Raw genomic sequence first — 20,685 nt, 5'->3', positions numbered from 1 at the left:
TAAATACCATTTCAGCCTATTCTATAAAAGTAGGAACTGATTTATCCTTCCAAAAAGTGTCTTACAGTAATTAGGTCTGTAGCATTTTGTCGGCAGGACCCTCTAGTGGTAATTTCAATTGTTTACGAAGCTCGTTGGAAAATTTTATTCTATTTTCTTCGCTCACTATATAATACCACAAATCTCCAATTATTCTCCCTTCACCGGTAATTTCCATTTATTTAAATTCTTGAAGCCAATTTTATGATAGCGTTGAATAGCAATCATTTGTTAAATTCGTTGGATAAGTGGACCATACGGTGGAAGGATTGGAAGAAATTCTTCATAAGATAAACATCAGTTTTAATATAAATGTCCAATAAAAAAATCATCTCAAAGGATAACTAAAGAGATGATTTTTATCAAACTTTATTACAAATTATCAATCTTTATTATAAACGTTCAATCTTTTTTACAAAGCTACAGATTGTTGAATAAACAACTGCATAATGTCTACGTATTGTTCAATAAACTACATAACAATTATGAAACTATCTTCTACTTTCTTCGTATATTAACTAAGTCAACTAATTCTCGAGGTGATAATAATGTACGAATACAATTTCGTTAAAGTGGAACTAAATGCTTGGGGTAGTAAACCAAAAGAAGATTATCAAAATATAATTCACCAATACGCATCTGACGGATGGAGATTTGTTCAAATTTTTGCTCCTTCAACTAAAGGATATGGTTCCGCAGCCTATTTTGAATTAATTTTCGAGAGACCCCTTAATTAGATTTGAGGGGTATTTCTATTTTTGGGGACATAATGTAGAATTCTGTTTACTTAAACTCATCAGCTTTTTATCACTGAACAGTTTTGTTCTAATGTGCCTCATTTTTTGCATTACTTTTTATTAGACATTAATAAACTAATCTATTTTACAGCAAATGCTCATTCCTTTTGTGATTTCTTATTGAACAAACCTTCCTCGTTAATTTAAGTATTCTTCACAATACCACCTAAATATTAAAATAAATATCCAATTTTATTTAAAACTTTTATTCCGTTAAATGGCCTTCAACGAAAACGAGCACTGATTCTTGTTACAGAATCGCGCCCGATTGTTTTCTGTGTTCCCAAACTTTAAATTTAGGAACGTTTTTTGAATTTTTAAAGCATGACAAAAAACGAGGATTGGTTCAAAAATTTGATTAATATATTATTTAAGCATTAATGAAATAGAATCCGATTCTTGATTAATAATCATATCTTGTTGTTCAGAAGTGCCATCTGTATAAGTTACAGTTACGTTAATTTGTATGTCACCTTCAATCGTATCATAGGGAGGTATCGCTAATGAATATTTAAATTGTTCCTGCTCATTATATTTGACCGTAAAGGTACTGCCTATTTCTTTTATAGCTTGAAATATTTCTGAATTTGGTTCATTGGTTATATAATTAATTTTTTCTAGTAATAGCTTTTCTCTGTTGTTTACCTCTTCCTTAGTAAGTGTTACATCTTCTATAAAAATCCCTTCATTTATTTCATATTGAATAAAATCAATATTTTCTCCAGAAACATTGAGCATAATATCGGTAAAAATTAAATTCCTACCGTCCCCACTTATACTATTTAAAACATCTACTCGATCTATAGTAGATAAATCAATGGTAGTTTTTGCTTTTAAAAGTTCATGACCTATACTGTCATCTGCATAAACTGTAATTGTAAAATTTCCCGTTTGAGAATCACCATACTTATTTATAAATGGCAAACCGATAAGAAGAACCATGAGAATTCCAAACACACTTGCGACAGTACCCCATTTTTGAAAATTGATTTGGCTCGACTTTTCTCGCTTTGCATCTTGGTCATTCATTTTCAATCGATTTTCCATCGCTTTAGACATCTCCATCGAATTAACAGCATCTTTTATTTTATGAAAATCCATCATTCGTCCTCCTCTCGATAATTTTGGCTAATAAGCTCTCTACCTCGTTGTAATCGCTTTTTAACAGCTGCTACTGTAATGTTTAGTATTTTTGCTATTTCGTCTACTTTATAGCCTTCTACATAATGGAGTAGTAACACAATTTTATGTTTGTGAGGCAATTTCATAAGGGTATCAAGTAAACCATAATTTTCTTCATTTTTACAATATAGCTGCAAATCATTTATATCTAAGTGCCTACGAATAATATTGTACCTTCGCATATTTTTACAGCGATTTGTCGCAACTGTAATCAACCAAGCTTTTTCGTGTTCGGGATCGTTAAAAGCAGGAGACTTCGATAAATATTTTATAAAAGTATCTTGCACAGCATCTTCTGCATCGGATTCGTTGCATAAAATAACTAAGCATATCCGAAATAGCATATTGCCATATATATCAACAATTCGTTCTAAATCTATTGCTATTTCAGTTGAACAAATAGATTGTTGCAAAGCTAATCACCGTCCTTTCACTTACTACACACTTGAAAATGTCATTTGGTGACTTTTTATATTATTTTTTACAAATATTATTACTAATTAATTTTACTGTTTGGGGAAAAATGAGGAAGCTGTTGGGAGAATTGATATTCTACCGTTTTTCTTTCATAGAAAAAGCTTTATTAGAATTCATCATTAAGTACCTTGCATTGTCATTATACTTGCAGCTTTAGCTAACATTTCACCGATTGCTTCGTAGTTCCTAACCCATCCTCCTTTTTTTCATTTGATTCTTCTACCCTTTATTACACTTAAACCCTCTATAATTGGAATATTTTCTATGATAAAAAGGTTATAAAACCTACCTAATAAACAGCAATGAATAAAGCCCTGGTTAACTATGGTTGGCACTTATTTCAAGTGGAGAAAAACATAAAAGAATGATAGAATTTTCAATGGAAATGTAGTTAATTATTACTACATAAAGAAAGGTGATTGATAAAAATGCAACAACAAACTTCTGAAAAAAACTATATAGTAATGATTTTACTATGTTTCTTTTTAGGTGGCCTAGGAATACATCGCTTCTACGTAGGTAAAATTGGTACTGGTATTTTAATGATTATAACTTTTGGTGGACTAGGTATTTGGGCATTGATCGATTTAATTATGATTATTGTCGGCAAATTCAAAGATAAAGAAGGAAAAGAAATAAAACCTTCTTAACAATAGAAAGGCGTTAGTTAACTTCGGTTAGCTGGCGCTTTTTTGAATAGAGCAATGTTGTTTATTTCAGGGAGGGTTGATATGCGCTCTATGATCTATTTCACCTTGCAACTTCAGTTCTAAATAGCGTTTTCTTAATTAAATTTGTTTAGTGAACCCCTTTTATCCTCATATTAGCGCCGTTTTCTTTTTTCATACCTAAGACTCCTCGTCTTTATTACTGTTTTGTTCATTTAATCTGTCAATTATTTTTTGTATATAAGTTAATCCGTCTTAAGGCTGAGAAGTGACACCTCCTAAAGTTTGTTTCCAGCAAAAAGGAAAAGTGTTACTATTAAACTACATTAATCGGAGCATTAAGATTCATCATTAGAAGTCGGGAATCCATTTAAAGAGCGCATTGCTTTTAGAATGCTTTTAACCGCACTCGTTCCAACTATGTGATTCCTTCGTGACCACATTCTGTTTCTCCAAAGTGGCACATTGGACATTCGCCCAAAGAGAGGTTAAACAAGTTATGGTAGTGAACCATAAACAACTACAAATAGAAGAAGGTGTTTATATTTGAGTATGAAAATATGGTGGGCTTTAAATATTGTATGGCTATTCATTTTTGCTGCTGGGGCCATATTTATTGGCTTACGAGAAGTTGATTTTGCAGGGGTAGTTCAAACTCCGGAAGTTAGAATGGTCTCATTTATTATTTTGGGTATTTTATTTTTATTTGTTGTACTATTTCAACTAATGCTACTCATCTTTATTCATTTTGTTCGAAAAGGTACAACCAATACTTCCACAAAAACAACAAGGCTATCTTAATTAAGGTCGGCTTGTCGTTTTCTAAGTCACTTTAATAAAGTGGCTTTTTTAATTTGTACAAATGTAAAAGTGCCTGTGCAACTCCCCTTCTACTCTTCAATTAGGCTGTACCCTTAGCCATCTTTGATCATAAAAAAACTGCACTCCAGTAGTTAGAGTGCAGTCAGCTGCTTCTTTTTCTAAATTAAATAACGAAACCAACAATTGTAGCCGTTAAAATACTAACAAGTGTAGCTCCATACAACAACTTTAAGCCAAAACGAGCAACTACATTCCCTTGCTTTTCATTCAAACCTTTAACTGCTCCGGCAATAATACCGATAGATGAAAAGTTTGCAAAGGATACAAGAAAGACTGAAATAATAGCCAATGTATGAGCACTCATAGACTTAGCTACTTCTCCAAGGCTAATCATTGCAACAAATTCATTCGTTACTAATTTTGTTGCCATAATTCCTCCAGCAGTAATAGCATCTGCCCAAGGGATACCCATTAGGAAAGCAATTGGTGCAAAGATATAACCTAAAATATCTTGGAAGGATATACCGAAAATCATATCAAATAGTGAATTGATTAAATCCATTAATGCTACGAAACCGATCAGCATAGCACCAACAATGATGGCTACTTTAAATCCATCCATGATATATTCTCCAAGCATTTGGAAGAACGATTGCTTTTGTTCATCTATCTTTAAAATATCTTCGCTTGCTTCTACTGTATACGGATTAATGATCGAAACAATTATAAAACCGCCAAACAAGTTCAAGACAATCGCCGTTACAACATATTTTGGTTCAATCATCGTCATATATGCTCCAACAACTGACATAGAAACAGTCGACATTGCTGATGCGCATAATGTATACATTCGTTGTGGACTAATCTTATCTAATTGTTTTTTAACAGTAATGAATACTTCAGATTGACCTACCATTGCAGAAGCAACAGCATTATAAGATTCCAATTTCCCCATACCACTTACTTTACTTAAAAGGAAACCTATCCCTTTCATGATGAGAGGAAGAATTTTGAAATGCTGTAAGATCCCTATCAATACAGATATAAAAACAATAGGTAATAACACATTTAGGAAGAAGGAATACTCTCCTTCATTCGCTAAACCACCAAAAACAAAAGTTATGCCCGTACTTGCGTAAGCCAATAAATGATCAAATACTTTTGTAAATCCTTTGATTAGAACATAACCAACCTTTGTATTTAGCAGTATAGCTGCAAATACAAATTGGATGATTAGCATAATAATTATGTTTTTATATTTTATTTCTTTTTTGTTTTTACTCATTAACAGAGCTAAACCAAAAACAAGTAACAATCCACAAAAGGATATTAAGTATCTCATGCGTTCCTCCATAAATATATTGATATTTTTTGTGCGATCGATATCCGAAACTACAAATCCTTCTTTCACTCATTATGTTCCATTATTGAAACTTGAATAACAGCTATAGATCTTATAACTGAAAATATGTAGTTAGTCAGACGTCAGACAAATCACTTCACTATACATTGTTTTCACTAGCAATTCAATAGTTAAAAGAAAAAAACTCACGAAAGGTGTATACGCTTACAAAATTATCGTTTTATAAAAAAAGACCATCATATATATGATAGTCTCAGGATGCTACAAATTTTTGTAATCTTTATTCAAATTTTACTGATTTTAATGTACTTATAAGAATCTATCGCTGTCCTTAAACACGAAAATACTAATATTCAATAACCTAAGCGACTATTAAAACTACCCATCACCTATAGAAATTTTTGATAATTATTCATTAGCATTTCAATTTCTTTATAAAAGTTAATGCTTGTTGAGTAGATTCAATAAGCGATACATCACCTTTATTTCCTCTTAACTTTAATGCTTCTTTAAAGCATTTTTCTGCCTCAGCAATTTCCCCTAATTCTAACAAACACTTACCTTTATGTTGTATGGCGAAGTCCAAATATAACAAATTATTTTTTGCCTTACATTTATCTAAAACTTCGTTGAAGATTCCTAATGCTTTCATTGGATTACCGTTATATTTTATTGCCTCTCCAAGACGTATTAATGACACGGTTTCTCGATTGCTGTTATGCTGATTGCTAGCAATAGTAACGCATTCAGTTAAAATGTTAACGGCTTTTTGTGGTTCCCCGTAAATTCTATATAAGTTCCCCAGCGATCCCATTAGAAAATATTTCTCCTCTTTATTCAAAATATTCGCCAGTAAATTTTCAGCAATATCTATTATTTCTTTTAATCTACAAGGATTAGAAGTCTTTTCTCGAAGATACTCATTGCTATCAAAATAAATTATTTCATTTATTGTCAAAAGACAGTTTTTAAACTCTGAAAAATTCATTTTATCAATACCCCCAATTTATTAAAAATTAAAACAGTGGCGTAAGGCAAATTTTGATTTTATGACGTACGAAATAAATATCGGTTTTTTTATTATATACTTTTACCAGAATCAAACTTAAAATGTAAATATAAAGTTTTATTACCAAAAGTTATAAAATAGGCGCTTCTTGGGGGTAGATGAGAGGCTGCCACGTTATGGTGATGAATTCATTTTTATAGGAATACTTTTAAGCTTTAACAGAACAATTTTCAGTTTTAGATTAGCCAAACTGAAATTAGCGTAACTTTCGAAACTCGATTACATAAGAATCAGTAAGGAGTATTTTAAATGAAAATAAAGAAGAGTATGTTGTTTTTTATATCACCACTATTTCTTTTAGCTTCTTGTAGTGATGATGATCCAGCTGGTAAAAAGGATGAGAAAATGTATGTATCCTCAATACAACAAAAGGAAATATATGAAATTAAACAACCTGCAAAATCTAATGTTTCAAGAGGGTTGATACTTAGTAATATGAACAATTCATTAAATGTCAGTGAAATTGAAATAGGATTAATGGATTTATCAGTCAATTACTTTCCTACAAAGAAATTTTATATGCAGGAAGGTCAATATTTAGATAGTAAAATTATAAATAAATGGTTAGATAGAAAATCAAAAGAAGGTTTAGGATTAAACCCACCTATAAAAAAAAGTACTGGAGATGTTTTAGAGGATGAGAAAAATAATCCTAAAATATTATCTCATGTCTTAGAACAAAATTTCGTTAACAAAGAAAGTGGAAAAGTAGAAGGAATGTCATTAGCCATATCCTTAAATGAATTTTATGACATTAGAGTACATGATGATAAAGGCTTAACTTATACAGATCAAGTTAAAGTCGATACGAACGAAGATAAGGTTAATGACGTAGAAAAATACGGTAAGAAAATAGCCGGAACTATAATAAAAAATATAAGAAATAATAATAAAATACCCAACGTCCCTATTTATTTAACCTTATATCAAGAATCCAATAAAAACGATATAATTCCAGGAAGATTTTTAGCTCAAACATTTATTCCTGAAGGCGAGGATAAAATAGATAAATGGGCTGGGATAGATATAAAAAATTATACATTCCCTTCAGATGCACTTTATAGTTTAGACAAAGATACTTATAGTAAATTATTAAGATTCAAAGAAGATATCCGAGAAGGCTTTAAACATCTAAATCCTAAAATAGTTGGTAAACTTCGATATGAAAACGGGAATTTAACCGAGTTAAAAATAGAAGTTAATGCGCCTTTAATAAATGATACTGAATTGATAGGTCTTCTACAGTTAATTAGTACCAAATTGAATACTACTTTGTTCGATTACATTCCTATTTCTATTCGTATTATAGATCAAAATCAAGATATCGGGATTGTCCTCTGGGATCCAATTGAAAAACAGATTTATGCAGCTCCATTATAATTTCACTTCTTTCAACGGGTGTACAAAAATCCGCTGAAATAGAGAACTCAGTCTAAAAACGCCACATCCTGTGGCAATTTTTCTGCGCGAAAGCGAAGCGACAGCAAAAATGATCTTGTTGCTACAATATTAGCACTACGCTTTTGCGCAAAAACTTCTGCAAGCCTGAGCCAAAGCCGATTCCCGAAGCTATTTTGTAGGAACATAATTTGGTTTTTTTATTACCTTCCTTCTTTTTGTATAATTCACCTCCATTTTGCGCATATATGGTAGTAACAAGGGAGGTTATTACATTGAAGAAATTATTTTATTTGTTTTTACTAACCACACTACTATTATCCGCTTGCGGGAAAAATACCGCTCCTAAGGAGGTTGCAGTCGATAAAAATACTTCTGTTGAAGATATAGTAGGAGCTATCGTTAAAAACAAATTCACGGTTGAAGAAAAGGATGGTATCGTTTCAATCGCTATACAGGACAATGATGTGAAAAAAGGTATGAAAAATCAAATGCTGAAGGATTCCACTAAAATATTTGCAGAGCTATCTAAGCTTCAAAATGTTAAAACGCCAGCTATTAGTTGGTATGCCCCATTAACAGGAGCTAAAGGGGGCAAATCTATGACTGAGCTTTTAAATATTTACTTTAGTGAAGAAGATTTTAAAAAGACTAATTGGGCAAACTATACTCAGTTAAATATCGAATCCATTGCTACTCATTATCACCAAGATGCTTCTTTAGGACAATAGAATATTCCAACACCAAGATACCCCTCTGTGTATAACAAAGGGGTATCTTTTTACTATTTACTTATAGCTTCAGAAAAATGTCCTTTTCCATCTTTTAGATATCAAATACCGCATTCGTATACCACGAGGGTATCTACATGTAGGCTCATACCGTTTTAAATACCCTCTGTATTCATCAATACGAGACGCCAGCCATCGGGATCTTCAATTGTGATACCTTTTTCGGCCCAATATGGATTTTCTGGCTCTACCTCAGGGTAACCCATTTGCAATAAACGTTCAGCAATAAGCTGTATCGTTGAACGCTTTGGAATATATAATACGAGCAAATTCTCCTTTGTTGGTGCTGGGCAAGGACTTCCTTCAATGTGCTCTATAAACTCTAAATGATAGCTAGCATTCGGAAGACCAATCATGATACCGGTGTAGCCTCGATGTCCTGAAAAAGAGCCGATTTTTTCTAACCCTACGCCTTCACAATAAAATTCTTCAATTTCCTTTAATTTATCAGTCGGTCGTGCAACGCGTACCTGTGCTACTTGTAATTCATCTGACCATTGTTGTCTCATAGTTATTTTTCTCCTTTTCAATCATTGTATAATTGCAAAATAGAGCTAGAGAACCGCCAATAGTCTGAAAAATAACCTTCAACCTTCACGCTCTTCATATTGCTGAAGTGATTGACTCTCCTACTAAAAAACCAGCCCTATGAAGGAACTGGTTACATTCAATCACTTTCCCCGCATTAACGGGCAGTAATTGCGTATCGAAAGAGCAGCGACAGGTACAACCTCGAGATGAATCGGAAGCAAACTAGTTATGAGAGGTTAACTGCCCGGAAACGCCCGATTAGAGAAGACTAATAATCAGTCGGGTTGAAGAAAATGCCCACTGATTAATTTCACTTTATACTGTTATGGCGACAGTAAAGGAAGCAGCTGTTTTCTCTTTTACTTCCTCTAAAGTAACACCCTCTGCTAATTCTATAAGCTGCATCCCTTCATCGGTAAAATCAAAAACAGCCATATCTGTAATTAATCTATGCACAACGCCCTTTCCTGTTAACGGTAGCTCACATTGTTTTTTTATTTTTGACTCACCGTTTTTATTGACATGCTCCATTACAACGACTACTCTTTTTGCCCCGACTACAAGGTCCATGGCACCTCCCATGCCTTTTACCATTTTCCCTGGGATCATCCAGTTCGCAAGGTCACCCGTTTCCGATACTTCCATGCCACCTAAAATAGCAAGATCAATATGACCGCCACGAATCATGGCAAATGATTCGGCGCTATCGAAGAAGGAAGCGCCAGGAACAGCTGTTACCGTTTCTTTACCTGCATTAATTAAATCAGGATCGACTGCGTCTTCTACTGGATATGGACCAATACCAAGAAGACCATTTTCCGATTGTAAAAGAACGTCATAATCAGACGGAATTGCATTGGCCACTAGCGTTGGGATACCAATACCTAAATTGACGTTCATGCCGTTTTGTATTTCTTTTACCGCTCTATTTACGATTTTTTGTCTTGTATCAGCCATCACACATCCCCCTTTTTCACCGTTAAACGCTCGATACGCTTCTCATAATTGCCACCTAGTAAAACGCGTTGCACGAACACTCCCGGAGTATGAATATGATCCGGATCTAACTCTCCTACTTCAACAATTTCCTCTACTTCTGCAATTGTAATTTTCCCTGCCATAGCAGCTAGAGGATTAAAGTTACGTGATGTTTTTCTGAAAACTAAATTTCCTAGCTTGTCTGCCTTCCATGCTTTGACAAGGGCAAAATCTGCAACAATACCTTTTTCTAAAATATATTCCTTGCCATCAAAAACCTTTACATCTTTTCCCTCAGCAATAGGTGTTCCAACACCAGTAGCTGTGTAAAAGCCCGGAATTCCAGCTCCGCCAGCTCGCATACGTTCTGCCAACGTACCTTGTGGTGTCAATTCTACTTCAAGCTCCCCGCTTAAAAACTGCTGTTCAAAAATTTTATTTTCACCTACATAGGATGCAATCATTTTTTTGATTTGTTTATTTGCCAATAAAAGCCCTAAACCCCAATCATCCACACCACAGTTATTGCTTACAACTGTTAAGTCCTGCGTTCCCCTTTGGACTAGTGCCGCAATTGATTTTTCAGGGATACCACATAGCCCAAAGCCTCCTACAGCTAATGTATCCCCATCTTTAATATCAGCGACGGCTTCCTCAAACGAATTCCAAACTTTTCCCTTCCCCACATCGAAACCCCCTAAAATTGCTCAGTTATTAAGAAAAATTCTACCTTAATACTATTTTATAAGTAAAGGAATAAAATAGAATATTATTTATTCTAAAAGTGCATAAATCAATTTTCAGAACGTATTGTATTGAGTAACTGCTTTAAGGCAAAAGATTGATATGTATTCTTCTTCGTAATAACACCTAAACGCCATGGCATATCAAAATGAAGTAACGGAATAATTTTGACATTTTTATTCGTATGTTTTGCGGCTATTGAATATGGTAAAAGTGTCACCCCTAAATTCGAGGAAACTAGTTCCACTATTAAATCCCATTGCGAGCTTTTATAGCCGATTATTGGTGTAAATCCTGCGCTTTTACATGATTTAATAACATAATCATGCAGTGTGAATTCCTCTGTGAAAATAATGAATGATTCATTTTTTAAATCTTGTAATAGAATATGATCTTGCTGAGCCAATGGATGGGACTCATTAATAAAGACAAAAAATTGGTCCTCCACAAATGATTGGATGGTAAATTTCCTTTCGTCTGCAGGTATGACAACAATCCCCATATCAACATCGCCATTTTCTACTAATGTTCCGATCATTTTAGCTCCACGTTCCACGAGCTCTAAATGCACCTTTGGATATTGCTTATGAAACTTTCGCGCGATTTCAGGGAAAAATAGTGTGCCAATTAATGGTGGTATCCCTAATTTAATCGTACCTGTTTCGATGTTCGATAAATCATCCAATAATATATGTAAATCGTGTACAGAACGTATTATTTTTTGTCCTTGTTTATAGACGATACTACCCGCGTCTGTTAACTCTATATTGCGTGTAGATCGGTTTAATAACTCTACATGAAGCGCATTCTCCAACTTTCTAATGCTTTTACTTAATGAAGGTTGTGATACAAAGGATTCATTTGCTGCCTTTGTAAAGCTCCCATGTTCAACGACAGTCATAAATGCTTGTAAATCTCGCAACTCCATATATATACCCCCATTTATTCTAATTTGTTATAAAAAATATTCCCAAAACCCCTATGTAGTAATAAATTCTCCTCATATTCTAGCAATCCTTCTTCTTAAAAATAAGTAGATCAAAACAATAGCGCTAAGGCTTTGTTATGATTTCAATAGTATTTAATTCAGCAATAACAACAGCGACATCATTTCTACATTACGCTCGTTTTATCGTACTTAATACCAATTTTATCTTCCTTAATTCATATTTCTATGTACAATTAGCAGTAAGGGATGGACGAAAAGGAAGGGGAATTCTAACATGAAAACGTTAACGAGAATTTCAAATGCTATTATGGAAAAATATTTACCTGATCCATATATATTTGTCACTATACTCACCGTATTGACGTTATTATTAGGGGTTACATTAACAGATTCTTCTCCGCTCGATATGGTGATTTATTGGGGAGATGGTTTTTGGAAACTATTAGAGTTTACAATGCAAATGGTAATTGTCTTGGCTGCAGGTCACATTTTGGCGAATAGCCCAGTCTTTAAAAAGGGATTAGCAGCTATTGCAAGTAAAATAAAAACACCAGGTATGGCAATTATTATTATTACATTCGTATCACTATTAGCTTGCTGGATTAACTGGGGATTCGGACTTGTCATTGGTGCCCTTTTTGCAAAGGAAATTGCTCGTCACGTTAAAAAGGTAGATTATCGCTTATTAATTGCTAGTGCCTACTCAGGCTTTGTAATTTGGCATGGGGGATTAGCTGGCTCAATTCCGTTATCCATAGCAACTGAAGGTCATAAGTTCGCTGATATTATGGGGATCATACCAACAAATGTTACACTTTTTTCAACATATAACTTATTTATAGTCATCGTTATCGTCTTCACTTTACCGTTGTTTAATCGTTGGATGATGCCAAAGGAAGAAGATACGGTTGTAGTTAACCCTGCTTTATTAGTTGAAGAAAAAACAGAGTTACCTAAGCCCGAAAACAACTTTGCCAGCCGCTCTGAACGTAGTTATATTTTAACGATTTTAATAGCTATTATCGGACTTGTTTATTTAGTACATCATTTTATGACGAAAGGCTTTGTTCTTGATTTAAATGTGATTAATACGATTTTTATTGTATTAGGGGTCATTTTCCACGGGACACCACAGCGCTTCCTTGCTGCTGCACAAGATGCCATTAAAACGACAACAGGCATCGTTTTTCAATTCCCGTTTTATGCAGGGATTATGGGCATGATGACCGCTTCTGGTTTAGCTGCCGTATTCTCACAATGGTTCGTTCACATTTCCAATGAACATACATTTTATTTGTTTACATTTTTCTCAGCAGGACTTGTTAACTTCTTTATACCGTCAGGCGGTGGACAATGGGCAGTACAAGCTCCTATTATGTTAGACGCTGCAACCACTTTAGGTGCCGACTACGCTAAAACTGCTATGGCAATCGCGTGGGGTGATGCTTGGACGAATATGATTCAACCGTTCTGGGCACTACCAGCCCTTGCAATCGCCGGATTAAAAGCTAGGGATATAATGGGCTTCTGTTTATTCGTTTTAATCTTTACAGGCATTATTATTAGCATCGGCTTCCTTTTCTTCTAACTAAATATAGAGTTTTAAACTTCACTGGATGTTTATCCGTGAAGTTTTTTATTTACCCTCCGAGCATAATCCACTCCCACTCGTTAGTTCAAGATGCTGTTAAGTGGTAATGTTACACCAATCAACTTGTCTTCCTGATTCACAACAAAGTGGGGAAAGAAATGTATCGACCAACTTAAAAACAATTCAAATGTATTAACTGCAAACACGAAGCTAATGCAGACTGAAATACAGCCCGCAACATTATTATGGACGACATCGAAGAATCATAAAAAACAAATCGAAGTACAAAAACAACAAGCCAGCAAGACGATGACAAAAAGCTGCTCTTTAAATAAACCGCTTTGGGTATCGATTAACTGGCTAGGACATTCAATGTAGAATTTACTTCGTTTCCATCCAAAGGTCTACCATTCTTTGACGTTTTTCTCAACACCTTAATCTATCTTTTATGGCTAAAAAAGTGCCTTTCAATCATAGTTGATCAGCCCCTTATGCATTGCTGTTTATTATGTAGATCATATGTGATTTTACCGATAAAACAATCATAATAAATTTGATTAATGCCCAGATACCCAAGCAATCTAAAGTTATAATCATTATTTTATCTTTCCAGCGTAGAAGTGGTGAGCTCCGAAATAACCTAGAAAGAAGCAAAGTAACATCGTTAGTTACTATATAACTTCTATCTGATGTGTAATCCATTTTTCAATCGCATTAGTTATACACAAGAAGTGAGGGGTTCCCTATGAGAACTTCATGTACCCTCATAGCTCAAAAAAATATTTAACGGTCGGTCTAAACGCCTAATTAACAAATCTAATATATAAAAAAAGAGGATATATGCTCTTATATTGAACATAATATCCTCTTATTAGTTTAGTCTATTTAACATTAGTGGGCTTTCTCGAATGCTAGCTTAATGCCAAACCCAATTAGTACTGCACCTGTCAATCCTTCGATAACCGTTTTCGTCGTTGGCTTTTTCATAAATGCGCTAATTTTATCCAACAAGTAAACATAAAATACAAACCAAAATCCTGTTAATGCAGTATAAATAAGCCCCATTATAAGAAATGGCATAAATGTACCGCTTTTACCATCTACAAACTGAGGTAAAAATGTTAGAAAAAATACAGCCACCTTTGGGTTTGTAACGTTCGTTAAGAAGCCTTGCTTAAAGCATGATTGTTCTGAATATTTATGTTCAATTTGGGTTTCGTCTTGTACAACTGGAGACTGTGTACGTATTAATCGTAATGCCCATAAAGTTTTAATACCTAAATAGCATAAATAAACCGCGCCGACGTATTTTAAAATGGTAAATACATATGCTGACTTTACAATAATCGCGGAAAGTCCAATAACCGCTGCAAAAGTATGGATCAATAATCCACAGCACGAACCGAGTAAAGTTTGTAAGCCCCCCTTTCTGCTTACGGTAAGTGTATTTTTTGTTGCAATGGCGGTATCCGGACCAGGCAAAATAATTAATAAAATGCACATTAATAAAAACACAGATATGTTCACCACTTTAACGCCCCCTCCTAGTCAGAAAATTATAAAAATAATTTTAACATAAATAAGGATTCACAAAAAGACACAGTGAAAGTTTATCCAATGTATTTATAATTGACATATAACCTTAAGGTGTTATATATTCATAAAACCTTAAGGTTATATTTTTGCGAAGGAGTTCATTTTAATGACAGAAAAACTAAAGAATATTGTTAAAACAGTTACACTCAATGCACCAATTGAAAAAGTATGGGAAACAGTAACGGATGCTGAAAAGATTGCTTCTTGGCTTATGCCAAATGATTTTAAGCCTGTTGAAGGTCATGAGTTTACAATACAATCACCATTTGGTCCTTCACCATGTCGAGTAGAACAAGTAGATGCTCCACATTTTGTTCGTTTTGCATGGGATACAGATGGATGGTTTGTCACTTTTGAACTGAAAGAAATTGGTGAGCAAACTGAATTCACATTAACACATGGTGGCTGGAAAGAAGCTTCACATATCATTCCTAAAGCCAACATGCCTGCTGAAGCCATTCGTACAACAATGGAGGGCGGCTGGACAATGCTTATCGGCAAAAAATTAAAAGAAGTTGTGGAATCACAATGACACAACTTGCTGTAAAGTATGATGTTTTTCAAGCAATCGCTGATCCAACAAGACGTCATGTCCTACAGCTACTTGCCGCAAGTGATAAACCGATCTCACTTATTTCTGAGAATTTTTCTATAAGCAGAACTGCTGTTGTAAAGCATTTAAAAATTTTAGAGCAAGCTGAGCTAGTGTCTGCTCAGAAAAAGGGACGAGAAAAAATATACACATTACATGCCGAAAAACTAAAAGAAATTGAAGACTGGCTTCAGTACTTTGATTTATTTTGGGATAATAAATTGGCACAATTACAAAGTATTTTTGAAGAAAATTAAATGTAAAGGAGCTGTCCCTACTATTAGACAGCTCCTCGTTTAATAAAGATAAAATAAACCACCATTAATAATTTCTATTTTAATTTTAGTATCGTATTGTTCCTCTAATGCCTTCTTTTCGATGTCATAGCATTCTGGCTTCTCTTCTTCTTCCTCATAAAAATAATCAAGTACACGTTGATCATGCTGCCATCGTTTTTTTGCTTCCGTAGCCCATGAATGGTCATCCCGTTCAATAATCTTTTCAATAGTAGCATGTAATCTTTCGAGTGCTCTAAGAGGCTTAATAATATATTGAACATGAAAAGCATTGTCTGCTGGGACAGTGTCAAATTCAGATGTACATATCGTCTCTTGAAAGTCCTCTTTTATGATCCCTGTTAGTAAGTTTATGCCAAATGAATAAAGTGTTTCTTTCGTTCGATCGCAGCAATACGACACTTTAAAGTTGACACCTAGCCAAGGAGTTAGGATAACTTGCCCTATTTCATTATCCACCTTTTCAAAAAGCTGAACATAGGCTCCTAGCTCCCTTGTTGCTTGAAAAAGCTGGTTCATTCTTGGAGAACCAAAATGAATAGCTTCTCCATAAAGGTTCCCTGCTGATGCTGTTTGATTTGTAATGAAAGTTACTTGAGCTGGATTTGCCTCACTGTTTGTAGCTTCTACGTATTGCCAATAAAAAGGGCGATTCATTATTTTTTTATCAATATCAACCGTTAATTGTACAGTAAGATAATGCTGATCTTCTCCTAATATAGGGCAATCAGTTTCATTAAAAAATTGGCGTAAATAACTATGAACTTGCTGTGGATACATGGTCCTTCTCCCTTACACTATACAGATTCTTTAAAGTTAGATAGAATCGCATCTAAATCGCCTACTACCTTTTCGAACACATCAATTTTCGTATGAAGTAATGCTAATATGTTCTCTTCAATCGTATTGACAATAGCCAGATTATAAATATGGACATCATGCTCTTGCCCTAATCGATGGACGCGCCCTATTCGTTGCTCTAGCTTCATAGGATTCCAGGGCAGATCATAGTTAATGACATGATGACAAAATTGAAGGTTAATCCCTTCGCCACCTGCCTCTGTTGCGATTAGAACCTGTGCCCTTTCCTTAAAAAGATGCTTCATATAATCACGTTTACTTTTATTATATTTACCGTTGAATAGGACACTCGTTATACCGTTGGAATGTAAATACCACTGCAAGTAAATTTGAGTAGCTCTATACTCTGTAAAAATAATTACTTTGTCTTTGGCTTGTTCGACTATTTCAAGGGTCTTTTTCGCCTTTGAATTCACTTCTAAAGCCATTAATTTTGCTAGTATTCCTTCAATTTCTTGTGGCTGCGCATTGTCTTCAAGCATTTTAGTTAATGTTAAACCTGTTGCTTCCTTGCTACTACACATTTCCTTTTGCAATGTAATCATTGAAAATGAGCCTGTATTTTGAAGCGTTCCAAGCAGATTATAAACTTCCTCTTCTTCCTTCGTAAATTCGATTGGAATAATTTGAACACGGCGATTTGTCCATTCAATACCCGTGTCTTCTCTCCTATTCCTCACCATCACCTGATTCACTAATTCCTTTAAAAAATCATCATGCTCTAAATCATGCTTACTTGCCGAAAATGCGGCTTGAAATGTATCATAATTGCCAAGATGACCAGGCTTAAGTAAGGAAATAAGATAAAATAATTCAAAGACATCGTTTTGAATCGGTGTAGCCGTTAATAATAAACAGAACTTTTTCTTTAAGCTTTGGACGAATTCATAAATTTGTGTTTTATGATTTTTTAATTTATGAGCTTCGTCGATAATTATCATGTCGTAATTCTGCTCATAAATTCGCTCTTTGTGAGGACTCTTCTTTGCCGTATCCATACTCATAATAAGGACATCATGGCGCTCAATCTGAACATTTTTCTTATAAGCTACTGCCGGAATGTGAAACTTTATATTTAATTCTTCAACCCACTGATTAACAAGAGATGCTGGCGCTAATATTAATGCTTTTTTTACGAGGCCACGAATCAAATATTCCTTTAAAACTAAACCTGCTTCAATCGTTTTACCAAGACCTACTTCGTCAGCTAAAATCGCTTTACCATTCATACGTTCAATGACTGTCTCTGCTGCTTCCAACTGGTGCTTAAGCGGCTTTAAATTTGGTAAATACTTCGTTGCCTGTAAACCTGTGAAATCAGGAATTAGCTTCATTTTCACAATGTCATAATTCATCTTGTACAATGTCCAACTATCCCATTTTCCTTGTTCATTCAGTTTATTGATAAAGCCTTCTTCCCATTCGGACGACCTTTCTATTTTCATGATCATCACCTCATACCATTATTTCTAAAGTTTAGGTTGTCCAAAAAAGAAAAAGCTATGTTAAACTTTTGCGAAAGAAAAACTTCTGATGAGTTTTTCCATCAGTTCAATCGACAAAGCGTAGATCTTTTATCAATTTTATGAGTTTCAAAAATAGATGCTATGACCTCTGTTATCGCTTTCGCAAAGGTAAAACATTGCTGAAGATATATTCTTAACGAAGTAGTTAATTGTAGTGGAGGCTGGGTGATTCCTTGGGGATCAGCGTCAAAGATGGAACCTTACAGCGAAGCGGCAGCAGGAACGAAAATCAACCCCACGTTTTGCACTGCGCAAAAGTCCTACTCCTTTTTTAGCAAATTCATAATATATTGCCTTAATTTCGTACAATTTAAAAGGATAATGGTATTAAGATAGTCTTTTTATTTACTTCCTTTTTTCATACAATTAAAGAAGTATCACTTTTCCAAAAAATAACGCTTTAAAAACGAGATTATACCTAATTTAATAGGGCTTACATATAACGAGGAGGTTACTATGAAAATTCTTGAAGCATTGACATTGACAATGCCTTACATTCATTCAGCTATGAAAGGCGAGTCCATGATTGGATTAGTAGATAAAGAGAGTGAGAGTATTATTGCTTATTTACCTGGGAAACGGATAGATTCTGGGTATAAAATTGGACAAAAAATTCTCCCAGGTGATGTAATTTTACATCTCCCACTTAAAGGCAAAAGTACTGATGCACCTGTACCAAAAGAATTTTATGGTGTGGAATTTAACGCATTTTCTTTTCCAGTTCGTGAAAATGGGCAAATCGTAGGCGCGCTAGCCTTTGGAATACCTATTGACCATTCTCTACAAATGGAGAAATATATTGTTACTATGAATGATATTATCCAAAATCTACAGGATAAAGTACATACAATCGCCTCTCATTCGGAGGAGCTAGCTGCAACTAGCGAGGAAATTAATAAGCAGACACAATTTGCTTTAGAGGATGCTGAAAAAACAAATGGTATTACGGATTTGATAAAAAATATTTCTCGTCAAACCAATTTACTCGGATTAAATGCGTCAATTGAGGCAGCACGTGCAGGTCAACATGGTGCCGGTTTTAATATAGTTGCACAAGAAGTTCGCAAGCTGTCTACTGAAACAACTACTGCTACCGATAACATTGAAACCTCACTTCGAAGCATCAATGATAATCTTGAAAATTTAAAGCAAAACATGACTCAAATACATGGTGCCACAAACGAACAGGCACAACTTGTTCAAGACTTTAGTGAAATCATTGATGAGCTTAATACGCTTAGTATCGAAATGAAGGGTTTTATGTCTAACGTAATGAAATAAAGGCATAATCAACGGAAAAATCCGGCTCGCTTTCTGTGGTCAATTTAGAACCACATAAGTCTGCGCGGATTTTTTACTTTTAGGCACTGCTCGGAATAATTACCGAAACAACAAAACCAATGGCAAAAATCGACAAAATATACTGTATGAGGATCATCTCCAAAACGTGTGGTTGATTTCCGTTCCGACTGGGCGCTTTATAGCTGCCGCTACAGAAAACATTTGTTGCTGACGCTTCGCTTTCGCACAGAAAACACTCGCTGCGCTGCAGGATCTCGGGCCAACAGATGTTTTTTGCGCGAAAGCGTGAGTGCAACGTAGCGACAGCAGCACGATGTTGGTCACGAAGGCGTTATCACAGGATGTGATGCTTTTAGCCTTCGTTCCTCTATTGCTGATCCCCGAGGAGTCGCCCAGTCGGAACGAAGGTCAACTATTTACATAGTAGACGTTTTACCAAAAGTCATCCACAACTTTTGGTGATGAACCCTGTATGATATTACTTTTTGGTACACTATTGAAAAAAAACAAAAAATGAGGTCAACATGACAAGGAAAATATTCATTCTACATGAGATTTATGGCGTCAACGATTTTATAAAAAAGCAAGCTGAAGCATACAGTAAGGCTAACACTACTGTTGAGTGCATTTCTTTCTATTCAGACGATAGAATATTTCAATATGAACAAGAGCAGGAAGCCTATGAATATTTCATAAGTGAAGTTGGCTTTGATGCTCCTCTCGGTAAATTAACTGAAAAAATATTAGAAGCTAGGACCCTTTTTGATGAAGTACTGTTAATCGGATTTAGTGTAGGTGCAACATTAGCTTGGAGACTATCAACGCTACCATTACAAGGTATCATTTGCGTTTATGGTTCACGCATTCGTCAATACTTGGATACAAGCCCCTCCTGTCCGACGCTCGTTATATTACCAAGTTATGAGAAAAGTTTTAATGTCCATGAATTAAAAGAAATACTCGATACATTTCCATTTGTTCAAACGAGACAATATATAGGTCAGCACGGTTTTATGGACTTTCATAACGCAAACTATCAACATGGTAGTTTTTTACAATCACAAAGTGAAATCTCGCAATTTTTGGAATCAAATGAAGGCAAGGAGGACTAAG

At 34.7% G+C, this 20,685-nt stretch carries 22 protein-coding genes; 10 read left to right on the top strand and 12 right to left on the bottom strand.

Annotated features, from left to right (window positions below; all coding sequences use genetic code 11):
- Positions 1-587 precede the first annotated feature (587 nt).
- On the top strand, positions 588-776 hold the full coding sequence (locus MY533_RS08130; RefSeq protein WP_132363740.1) for a DUF4177 domain-containing protein: 189 nt from the start codon (positions 588-590) through the stop codon (positions 774-776).
- Positions 777-1,202: 426 nt separating this feature from the next.
- Here MY533_RS08130 and MY533_RS08125 read toward each other — a convergent pair whose 3' ends face one another.
- A complete protein-coding gene (locus MY533_RS08125; protein WP_248718693.1) occupies positions 1,203-1,940 on the bottom strand; it encodes a hypothetical protein in 738 nt (245 codons plus the stop codon).
- Positions 1,937-2,431: an RNA polymerase sigma factor gene (locus tag MY533_RS08120; protein ID WP_248718692.1), complete on the bottom strand. Its 495-nt coding sequence runs from the start codon at positions 2,429-2,431 to the stop codon at positions 1,937-1,939. The genes MY533_RS08125 and MY533_RS08120 overlap by 4 nt, the downstream gene beginning before the upstream one ends.
- Positions 2,432-2,923: 492 nt before the next feature.
- On the opposite strand from MY533_RS08120, the gene MY533_RS08115 reads away from it, so the two are divergent.
- Positions 2,924-3,145, top strand: coding sequence for a TM2 domain-containing protein (locus MY533_RS08115; protein ID WP_132363744.1), 222 nt, complete (start codon positions 2,924-2,926; stop codon positions 3,143-3,145).
- Positions 3,146-3,715: 570 nt separating this feature from the next.
- Positions 3,716-3,964, top strand: coding sequence for a DUF3923 family protein (locus MY533_RS08110; RefSeq protein ID WP_248719178.1), 249 nt, complete (start codon positions 3,716-3,718; stop codon positions 3,962-3,964).
- Between the two features lie 184 nt (positions 3,965-4,148).
- Here the strand turns inward: MY533_RS08110 and MY533_RS08105 are convergent, their stop codons facing one another.
- Complete coding sequence (locus tag MY533_RS08105; protein WP_132363748.1) at positions 4,149-5,327, bottom strand: NupC/NupG family nucleoside CNT transporter; 1,179 nt, start codon at positions 5,325-5,327, stop codon at positions 4,149-4,151.
- Positions 5,328-5,763: 436 nt separating this feature from the next.
- Positions 5,764-6,336 carry a tetratricopeptide repeat protein gene (locus MY533_RS08100; RefSeq protein WP_248718691.1) on the bottom strand — a complete coding sequence of 191 codons (573 nt, stop codon included), beginning with the start codon at positions 6,334-6,336 and terminating at the stop codon, positions 5,764-5,766.
- 330 nt (positions 6,337-6,666) lie between these two features.
- Between MY533_RS08100 and MY533_RS08095 the strand changes: the two genes are divergently transcribed.
- Positions 6,667-7,797: a CamS family sex pheromone protein gene (locus MY533_RS08095; RefSeq protein ID WP_248718690.1), complete on the top strand. Its 1,131-nt coding sequence runs from the start codon at positions 6,667-6,669 to the stop codon at positions 7,795-7,797.
- Between the two features lie 293 nt (positions 7,798-8,090).
- A complete protein-coding gene (locus MY533_RS08090; RefSeq protein ID WP_248718689.1) occupies positions 8,091-8,546 on the top strand; it encodes a hypothetical protein in 456 nt (151 codons plus the stop codon).
- A gap of 155 nt (positions 8,547-8,701) precedes the next feature.
- Here the strand turns inward: MY533_RS08090 and MY533_RS08085 are convergent, their stop codons facing one another.
- From MY533_RS08085 to MY533_RS08070, 4 genes are all read right to left on the bottom strand, one after another.
- Complete coding sequence (locus MY533_RS08085; protein ID WP_248718688.1) at positions 8,702-9,115, bottom strand: VOC family protein; 414 nt, start codon at positions 9,113-9,115, stop codon at positions 8,702-8,704.
- A gap of 337 nt (positions 9,116-9,452) precedes the next feature.
- The gene (locus tag MY533_RS08080) at positions 9,453-10,094 is read right to left on the bottom strand and encodes a 3-oxoacid CoA-transferase subunit B (protein ID WP_132363758.1); all 642 of its coding nucleotides are present in this window, start codon (positions 10,092-10,094) and stop codon (positions 9,453-9,455) included.
- The gene (locus MY533_RS08075; RefSeq protein WP_132363759.1) at positions 10,094-10,801 is read right to left on the bottom strand and encodes a CoA transferase subunit A; all 708 of its coding nucleotides are present in this window, start codon (positions 10,799-10,801) and stop codon (positions 10,094-10,096) included. The genes MY533_RS08080 and MY533_RS08075 overlap by 1 nt, the downstream gene beginning before the upstream one ends.
- A gap of 107 nt (positions 10,802-10,908) precedes the next feature.
- The gene (locus tag MY533_RS08070; protein ID WP_248718687.1) at positions 10,909-11,787 is read right to left on the bottom strand and encodes a LysR family transcriptional regulator; all 879 of its coding nucleotides are present in this window, start codon (positions 11,785-11,787) and stop codon (positions 10,909-10,911) included.
- A gap of 295 nt (positions 11,788-12,082) precedes the next feature.
- On the opposite strand from MY533_RS08070, the gene MY533_RS08065 reads away from it, so the two are divergent.
- Positions 12,083-13,396: a short-chain fatty acid transporter gene (locus MY533_RS08065; RefSeq protein WP_248718686.1), complete on the top strand. Its 1,314-nt coding sequence runs from the start codon at positions 12,083-12,085 to the stop codon at positions 13,394-13,396.
- A 599-nt stretch (positions 13,397-13,995) separates the two neighbouring features.
- Here MY533_RS08065 and MY533_RS22275 read toward each other — a convergent pair.
- Positions 13,996-14,061: an NINE protein gene (locus MY533_RS22275; RefSeq protein ID WP_371873340.1), complete on the bottom strand. Its 66-nt coding sequence runs from the start codon at positions 14,059-14,061 to the stop codon at positions 13,996-13,998.
- A gap of 229 nt (positions 14,062-14,290) precedes the next feature.
- Positions 14,291-14,929: a LysE family translocator gene (locus tag MY533_RS08060; RefSeq protein WP_132363767.1), complete on the bottom strand. Its 639-nt coding sequence runs from the start codon at positions 14,927-14,929 to the stop codon at positions 14,291-14,293.
- A 172-nt stretch (positions 14,930-15,101) separates the two neighbouring features.
- Here MY533_RS08060 and MY533_RS08055 point away from each other — a divergent pair, with 172 nt between their 5' ends.
- Entirely contained in the window at positions 15,102-15,527 is a 426-nt protein-coding gene (locus tag MY533_RS08055) for an SRPBCC family protein (protein WP_248718685.1), read from the top strand.
- Complete coding sequence (locus MY533_RS08050; RefSeq protein WP_132363771.1) at positions 15,524-15,844, top strand: ArsR/SmtB family transcription factor; 321 nt, start codon at positions 15,524-15,526, stop codon at positions 15,842-15,844. The genes MY533_RS08055 and MY533_RS08050 overlap by 4 nt, the downstream gene beginning before the upstream one ends.
- Positions 15,845-15,883: 39 nt before the next feature.
- On the opposite strand, the gene MY533_RS08045 is transcribed toward MY533_RS08050, so the two are convergent.
- Positions 15,884-16,663, bottom strand: coding sequence for a YqhG family protein (locus MY533_RS08045; RefSeq protein ID WP_248718684.1), 780 nt, complete (start codon positions 16,661-16,663; stop codon positions 15,884-15,886).
- A gap of 17 nt (positions 16,664-16,680) precedes the next feature.
- Positions 16,681-18,195, bottom strand: a complete 1,515-nt coding sequence (locus MY533_RS08040) for a DEAD/DEAH box helicase (protein ID WP_248718683.1) — start codon at positions 18,193-18,195, stop codon at positions 16,681-16,683.
- A gap of 531 nt (positions 18,196-18,726) precedes the next feature.
- Between MY533_RS08040 and MY533_RS08035 the strand changes: the two genes are divergently transcribed.
- A complete protein-coding gene (locus MY533_RS08035; protein WP_248718682.1) occupies positions 18,727-19,551 on the top strand; it encodes a methyl-accepting chemotaxis protein in 825 nt (274 codons plus the stop codon).
- Between the two features lie 545 nt (positions 19,552-20,096).
- Complete coding sequence (locus MY533_RS08030; protein ID WP_248718681.1) at positions 20,097-20,684, top strand: dienelactone hydrolase family protein; 588 nt, start codon at positions 20,097-20,099, stop codon at positions 20,682-20,684.
- The last annotated feature ends 1 nt before the right edge of the window (position 20,685 follow it).

Origin of the sequence: Lysinibacillus sp. Ag94 (assembly GCF_023242215.1) — a bacterium.
Classification (GTDB): Bacteria; Bacillota; Bacilli; order Bacillales_A; family Planococcaceae; genus Lysinibacillus.
The sequence above is the reverse complement of the archived record's forward strand: the minus strand, read 5'-3'. Positions and strand labels throughout refer to the sequence as shown.

Bases quoted from the DNA above. Each gene is read 5' to 3' on its own strand.
- MY533_RS08035 (WP_248718682.1), top strand. From the start codon at position 18,727: ATGAAAATTCTTGAAGCATTGACATTGACAATGCCTTACATTCATTCA.
- MY533_RS08065 (WP_248718686.1), top strand. From the start codon at position 12,083: ATGAAAACGTTAACGAGAATTTCAAATGCTATTATGGAAAAATATTTA.
- MY533_RS08125 (WP_248718693.1), bottom strand. From the start codon at position 1,940: ATGATGGATTTTCATAAAATAAAAGATGCTGTTAATTCGATGGAGATG.
- MY533_RS08100 (WP_248718691.1), bottom strand. From the start codon at position 6,336: ATGAATTTTTCAGAGTTTAAAAACTGTCTTTTGACAATAAATGAAATA.
- MY533_RS08080 (WP_132363758.1), bottom strand. From the start codon at position 10,094: ATGGCTGATACAAGACAAAAAATCGTAAATAGAGCGGTAAAAGAAATA.
- MY533_RS08085 (WP_248718688.1), bottom strand. From the start codon at position 9,115: ATGAGACAACAATGGTCAGATGAATTACAAGTAGCACAGGTACGCGTT.
- MY533_RS08130 (WP_132363740.1), top strand. From the start codon at position 588: ATGTACGAATACAATTTCGTTAAAGTGGAACTAAATGCTTGGGGTAGT.
- MY533_RS08110 (WP_248719178.1), top strand. From the start codon at position 3,716: ATGAAAATATGGTGGGCTTTAAATATTGTATGGCTATTCATTTTTGCT.
- MY533_RS08030 (WP_248718681.1), top strand. From the start codon at position 20,097: ATGACAAGGAAAATATTCATTCTACATGAGATTTATGGCGTCAACGAT.
- MY533_RS08115 (WP_132363744.1), top strand. From the start codon at position 2,924: ATGCAACAACAAACTTCTGAAAAAAACTATATAGTAATGATTTTACTA.
- MY533_RS08105 (WP_132363748.1), bottom strand. From the start codon at position 5,327: ATGAGATACTTAATATCCTTTTGTGGATTGTTACTTGTTTTTGGTTTA.
- MY533_RS08045 (WP_248718684.1), bottom strand. From the start codon at position 16,663: ATGTATCCACAGCAAGTTCATAGTTATTTACGCCAATTTTTTAATGAA.
- MY533_RS08070 (WP_248718687.1), bottom strand. From the start codon at position 11,787: ATGGAGTTGCGAGATTTACAAGCATTTATGACTGTCGTTGAACATGGG.
- MY533_RS08040 (WP_248718683.1), bottom strand. From the start codon at position 18,195: ATGATCATGAAAATAGAAAGGTCGTCCGAATGGGAAGAAGGCTTTATC.
- MY533_RS08095 (WP_248718690.1), top strand. From the start codon at position 6,667: ATGAAAATAAAGAAGAGTATGTTGTTTTTTATATCACCACTATTTCTT.
- MY533_RS08050 (WP_132363771.1), top strand. From the start codon at position 15,524: ATGACACAACTTGCTGTAAAGTATGATGTTTTTCAAGCAATCGCTGAT.
- MY533_RS08055 (WP_248718685.1), top strand. From the start codon at position 15,102: ATGACAGAAAAACTAAAGAATATTGTTAAAACAGTTACACTCAATGCA.